The organism is Collinsella sp. TF05-9AC (assembly GCF_003438495.1).
GTDB lineage: Bacteria > Actinomycetota > Coriobacteriia > Coriobacteriales > Coriobacteriaceae > Collinsella.
Genome location: NZ_QSSH01000006.1, coordinates 88,938 through 93,584, shown reverse-complemented (window position 1 = coordinate 93,584; position 4,647 = coordinate 88,938). Strand labels below are relative to the sequence as shown.

Annotated in this window: 5 protein-coding genes; all 5 read left to right on the top strand. The window is 62.2% G+C overall.

Annotated elements, in window-relative coordinates; genetic code table 11:
- On the top strand, nucleotides 1-226 hold a 226-nt coding region (locus DXC52_RS10215; RefSeq protein ID WP_233504771.1), incomplete at its 5' end, for a hypothetical protein.
- Nucleotides 211-1,818, top strand: coding sequence for a bifunctional phosphoribosylaminoimidazolecarboxamide formyltransferase/IMP cyclohydrolase (purH, locus tag DXC52_RS03245; protein WP_117746105.1), 1,608 nt, complete (start codon nucleotides 211-213; stop codon nucleotides 1,816-1,818). The genes DXC52_RS10215 and purH, both read left to right, overlap by 16 nt.
- 105 nt (nucleotides 1,819-1,923) lie before the next feature.
- Nucleotides 1,924-2,631, top strand: a complete 708-nt coding sequence (locus DXC52_RS03240; RefSeq protein WP_233504770.1) for a hypothetical protein — start codon at nucleotides 1,924-1,926, stop codon at nucleotides 2,629-2,631.
- A gap of 173 nt (nucleotides 2,632-2,804) precedes the next feature.
- Nucleotides 2,805-3,476, top strand: coding sequence for a response regulator transcription factor (locus tag DXC52_RS03235; protein ID WP_117746104.1), 672 nt, complete (start codon nucleotides 2,805-2,807; stop codon nucleotides 3,474-3,476).
- A gap of 9 nt (nucleotides 3,477-3,485) precedes the next feature.
- Complete coding sequence (locus tag DXC52_RS03230; protein ID WP_117746103.1) at nucleotides 3,486-4,529, top strand: sensor histidine kinase; 1,044 nt, start codon at nucleotides 3,486-3,488, stop codon at nucleotides 4,527-4,529.
- Nucleotides 4,530-4,647: the final 118 nt, after the last annotated feature.

The following is a 4,647-nucleotide window of genomic DNA, read 5'->3' as shown; positions in this document are numbered from 1 at the left end:
CGCACATGTACGGATGAATGTGGGAGGTGTTCGGATGAAGTCGATAATCAAGGCTCGCAAACTTTTTCTGCACATGCGCCCGTTGCGGGGTGCAACGTCGCGCTCGATGCGCTACATTGAATCAGTATTTTCAATGCCGCTGCGCGAGCGCTGCAGATCGACGTATCACCGGCTCACAGAGCACGGCGGCGTACCAGACAGGAGGACTGCATGGGATCTGATGTGAAGATCGCACGCGCGTTGATCTCGGTTACCGATAAGACGGGCGTCGTCGATTTCGCACGGACGCTGGTCGATGACTTTGGCGTCGAGATCATCTCTACGGGCGGCACGGCTCGTGCCATCGAGGATGCGGGCGTTCCCGTAACCCCCATCGAGGAGTTCACGGGCTATCCCGAGATGATGGACGGCCGCGTTAAGACCCTGCACCCCAAGGTTCACGGCGCACTGCTGGCCCGCCGCGATTCCGAGCAGCACATGCAGGAGGCCGCTCAGCACGGTATTAAGCTGATCGATCTGGTCGTCGTCAACCTGTACGAGTTCGAGAAGACCGTCGCTAATCCCGAGGTCACCTTCGCGGATGCCATCGAGCACATCGACATCGGCGGTCCCTCCATGCTGCGCTCTGCCGCCAAGAACGCCACGAGTGTTACCGTCATCTCCGACCCGGCCGACTATGATGCCGTCCTGGCCGAGATGCACGAGACCGGTGGCTGCACCACGCTTTCCACCCGTCGTCGCCTGCAGGTGAAGGTCTACCAGACCACCGCCGCCTACGACACGGCTATCTCCCGTTGGCTTGCCGCCCAGGCAAGCGACGTGGCGGACACCTCTGCCAAGCTCGAGATTTCGCTGGAGAAGGTCGACGACCTGCGCTATGGCGAGAACCCGCAGCAGAAGGCCACGGTCTATCGCTTTGCCGAGGGCTGCGAGAACACCGCGAGCTCGCAGTTCCCGCTCGTGGGCTCCGAGCAGATCCAGGGCAAGCCGCTCAGCTACAACAACTATCTGGATGCCGACGCCGCCTGGAACCTGGTCCGCGAGTTCGACGAGCCGGCCTGCGTGATCCTCAAGCACCAGAACCCCTGCGGTTCCGCCGTTGCCGAGGACATCACGGCCGCCTACGATCGCGCCTTCGCCTGCGATCCCAAGAGCGCCTTTGGCGGCATCATCGCCTGCAACCGCGAGGTTCCCTTTGAGCTGGTTGAGCACTTTGCCGATCAGAACAAGCAGTTCGTCGAGGTCATCATCGCCCCGAGCTACACCGACGAGGCGCTCGAGCGCATGGCCAAGCGCCCCAACCTGCGCGTGTTGGCTACCGGCGGCGTGGACCACGGCGCCCAGGTGGAGCTGCGCTCCGTCGACGGCGGCATGCTGGTGCAGGAAGTCGACCACGTGACCGAGGACCCCGCGACCTTTACGTTCCCCACCGACCGCAAGCCCACCGACGCCGAGATGGCCGAGCTCGAGTTTGCCTGGAAGGTCTGCAAGGGCGTCAAGTCCAACGCCATCCTGATCTCCAAGGGCAAGGCCGGCATTGGCATGGGTCCGGGTCAGCCCAACCGCGTTGACTCCGCACTGCTGGCCTGCGAGCGCGCCGAGGACTTCTGCGAGCGCGAGGGCGTGGAGAAGGGCGGCTTTGCCTGTGCAAGCGACGCGTTCTTCCCGTTCCGCGACAACGTCGACGTGCTTGCCGCGCACGGCGTGACCTGCATCATTCAGCCCGGCGGCTCCAAGCGCGACGACGAGAGCATCCAGGCCTGCAATGAGCATGGCATCGCGATGGTGTTCACCGGAGCCAGGCATTTCCGTCACTAAGTTCCGCCCTGGGACAAAATAATCTCTGCAAAAGACGGCTGCTCCGTTTGGAGGGCCGTCTTTTTGGTATAAGAGGACGGAATGACTAACACGAAAGGTACAACCATGCCCCAGATTGATGATGCCGAGCTGTTTGGCAATGCCGAGGATCAGCGTGCGTACGAGGACTTTTGCGCCAATCAGGAGGCGGTCGAGAAGTTCACGCTCGACAAGCCCGCGCTTGTCTGCCGTTGGCGCATGTCCAACAAAAAGGTGCCCATGCTCAACCGCCACATTCGCGCACTGTCCGAGCGCCTGGTGCAGGGCGAGCCGCTTACCCATAACATGCTCAGCTGGGCTAAACAGCACGTTGAGTGGTCGCTTGCCGAGGGCGATTACACTGCGCACGACGGCGTACTCATGCTGGTGATCGACGTCAATGGCAACGCCGCCATGACGGTGGGCGAGTACGAGCCGCTGGCCGATACGTCGGCTAAGGCGCTACGTGCCCGCTCCGCCGAGGCCCGCTCCGAGGCCGACGAAACCGGCGTGGCGCCCGAGCTGCTCGCCGCCGTCGATAACGGCGAGCTGGCCTTTGTGGCGCCGGCGGACGAGTGCCTGTGCGGCACGGCGACGCTCATCGAGCAGCTGGCCCAGACCAAGGGCATCCCGGTCACGCGCGTAGACATTCCCGCGCAGCTCAAGGGTGCGCTGTTTCTGGTGAGCGACGAGCACGGTGTGGTTGCCGCCGCCGACTCCGACGCCGCCGACTCCGACGCCGCCACGGTCGCCTTCTTCGCCGAAGGCTACGAAAAGCTCCGTGCCCGCCGCTAAATGATGTTTCTGGGACGGGGATTAAAAACTCATTTAATTCCCGTGCTCGTCGCGAGCGAGAGGCAAGCCTCTGCCACTCGCGAACAGTTCTGTCACTTTGGTGCCGCGTGAGGCGCGTATCTGCGGATCCGCGGTCATAATGGGGCAAGACAACCAAGAGGGGGGCGGAATCCATGGCGCTAATCTATATCGTTGAGGACGACGAGCCCATTCGTCGTGAGCTTGCCGACATCCTTGCCCGTGCCGGTTTTGAGGTCGAGGCCTGCGAATCGTTTGAGCATGTCTCGCGCGGTATTCTCGCCGCCGCGCCCGACCTGGTGCTGCTCGACCTCACGCTTCCCGTCAAGGACGGCCAGCATATCTGCCATGAGGTTCGCCGCGAATCCGAGGTTCCCATCATCGTCCTCACGTCGCGCGCGACCGAGATCGACGAGGTCATGGCCATGACGCTTGGCGCGGACGACTTTGTTCCCAAGCCCTACAACGCCCGTGTGCTCGTGGCGCGCATCAATGCCTTGCTGCGTCGCACCGCGGCGGCGGGCGAGCGCAGCACGCTCGTCCACAAGGGACTGGAGCTCGACCTCGCACGCTCCATGGTCACCAACACGCAAACGGGCACCAGCACCGAGCTCACAAAAAACGAGCTGCGTATTCTCTCGCTGCTTCTGAGCCGCGCGGGCAAGATTGTTTCGCGCTCGGCCATCATGCAGGATCTGTGGGACTCCGACGCCTTCGTGGACGACAATACGCTTACCGTCAACATCAACCGCCTGCGCACCACGCTCGAAAAAATCGGCATCAAGGGGTATTTGACGACGCACCGCGGCCAAGGCTATTCGGTCTAGGGGCCGGCTATGTCGTTTGCCAAGTTCTTTAAAGACGCGCTGCTTCCCGTCGCCGTGTGGACGTGCGGCGTGCTGCTGAGCTGCTTTGTGCTGACGGTCGCCGGTGCACCCGTTTCTATCGTGGTCGTGGCGGTTGGCGTGTCCTTTATCTTTGGTATGCTCGGCATCGTGATCGAGTACGCTCGCCGTCGCCGTTTTCTGCGTCAGTTGGAGCGCGCGGCAGAGGAGCTCGAGAGTCCTGCATGGGTGCAGGAGATGGTGCAATGCCCGACCTATGCCGAGGGCGAGCTCGAATACGAGGTCTTGCGCCGGGTGGGCAAAGCCGCCTGCGACGAGGTTGCCGAAGGCAGGCGTCAGACCGATGACTATCGCGACTATATCGAGAGCTGGGTCCACGAGGCCAAGCTGCCCCTGGCGGCGGCTCACCTGATTTTGGAAAACCTGGACAGCAGCGAAGACGACCTGTCGCGCGTGGACGACCTGGCACGCGAACTTGCCCGCGTGGAGCGCTATATCGACCAGGCGCTGTACTACGCGCGCTCGGAAGTCGTGGAGCGCGACTACCTGATTCGCCGCTGGGATCTCAAAACCTTGGTGACGGGCGCGATTAAAGCCAACGCGCGCGAGCTCATTGCGGCGCATGTGGCCCCGGTGTGCGAGAACCTCGACTTCGAGGTCTTTACCGACGAGAAGTGGCTCGAGTTTATTCTGGGCCAGCTCATTCAGAACAGCATTAAATATGCGTGCGAGGACGGCGCGAAGATCGTGTTTTCGGGCGCGTTGCTGGACGAGGGCCTGGCAAGCGAGCGCATCGAGCTTATCGTTGCGGACAACGGCTGCGGCGTGAGCGCGGCCGACCTGCCGCGTGTGTTCGAGAAGGGTTTTACCGGCGACAACGGCCGCACCACCAAGCGCGCAACGGGCATCGGTCTCTATCTGGTGGCGCGCCTGTGCTCCAAGATGGGCATCGACGCCACCGCAGCATCCGACTCCGGCAAAGGCTTTGTCGTCACGTTTGCCTTCTCAACCAACAAGTTCCAATTCTTTGAGTAGGCGGGCCGTCTTGCGGCACGGACGGCTGTGTTCCCGAACGTGAACTTAGCTAAGGCAATGGGCGCCATGTTCCTGAACGTGAACACAACTATGGGGCTCAAATGAATCCCCCATAACA

Bases quoted from the DNA above. Each gene is read 5' to 3' on its own strand.
- purH (WP_117746105.1), top strand. From the start codon at position 211: ATGGGATCTGATGTGAAGATCGCACGCGCGTTGATCTCGGTTACCGAT.
- DXC52_RS03240 (WP_233504770.1), top strand. From the start codon at position 1,924: ATGCCCCAGATTGATGATGCCGAGCTGTTTGGCAATGCCGAGGATCAG.
- DXC52_RS03235 (WP_117746104.1), top strand. From the start codon at position 2,805: ATGGCGCTAATCTATATCGTTGAGGACGACGAGCCCATTCGTCGTGAG.
- DXC52_RS03230 (WP_117746103.1), top strand. From the start codon at position 3,486: ATGTCGTTTGCCAAGTTCTTTAAAGACGCGCTGCTTCCCGTCGCCGTG.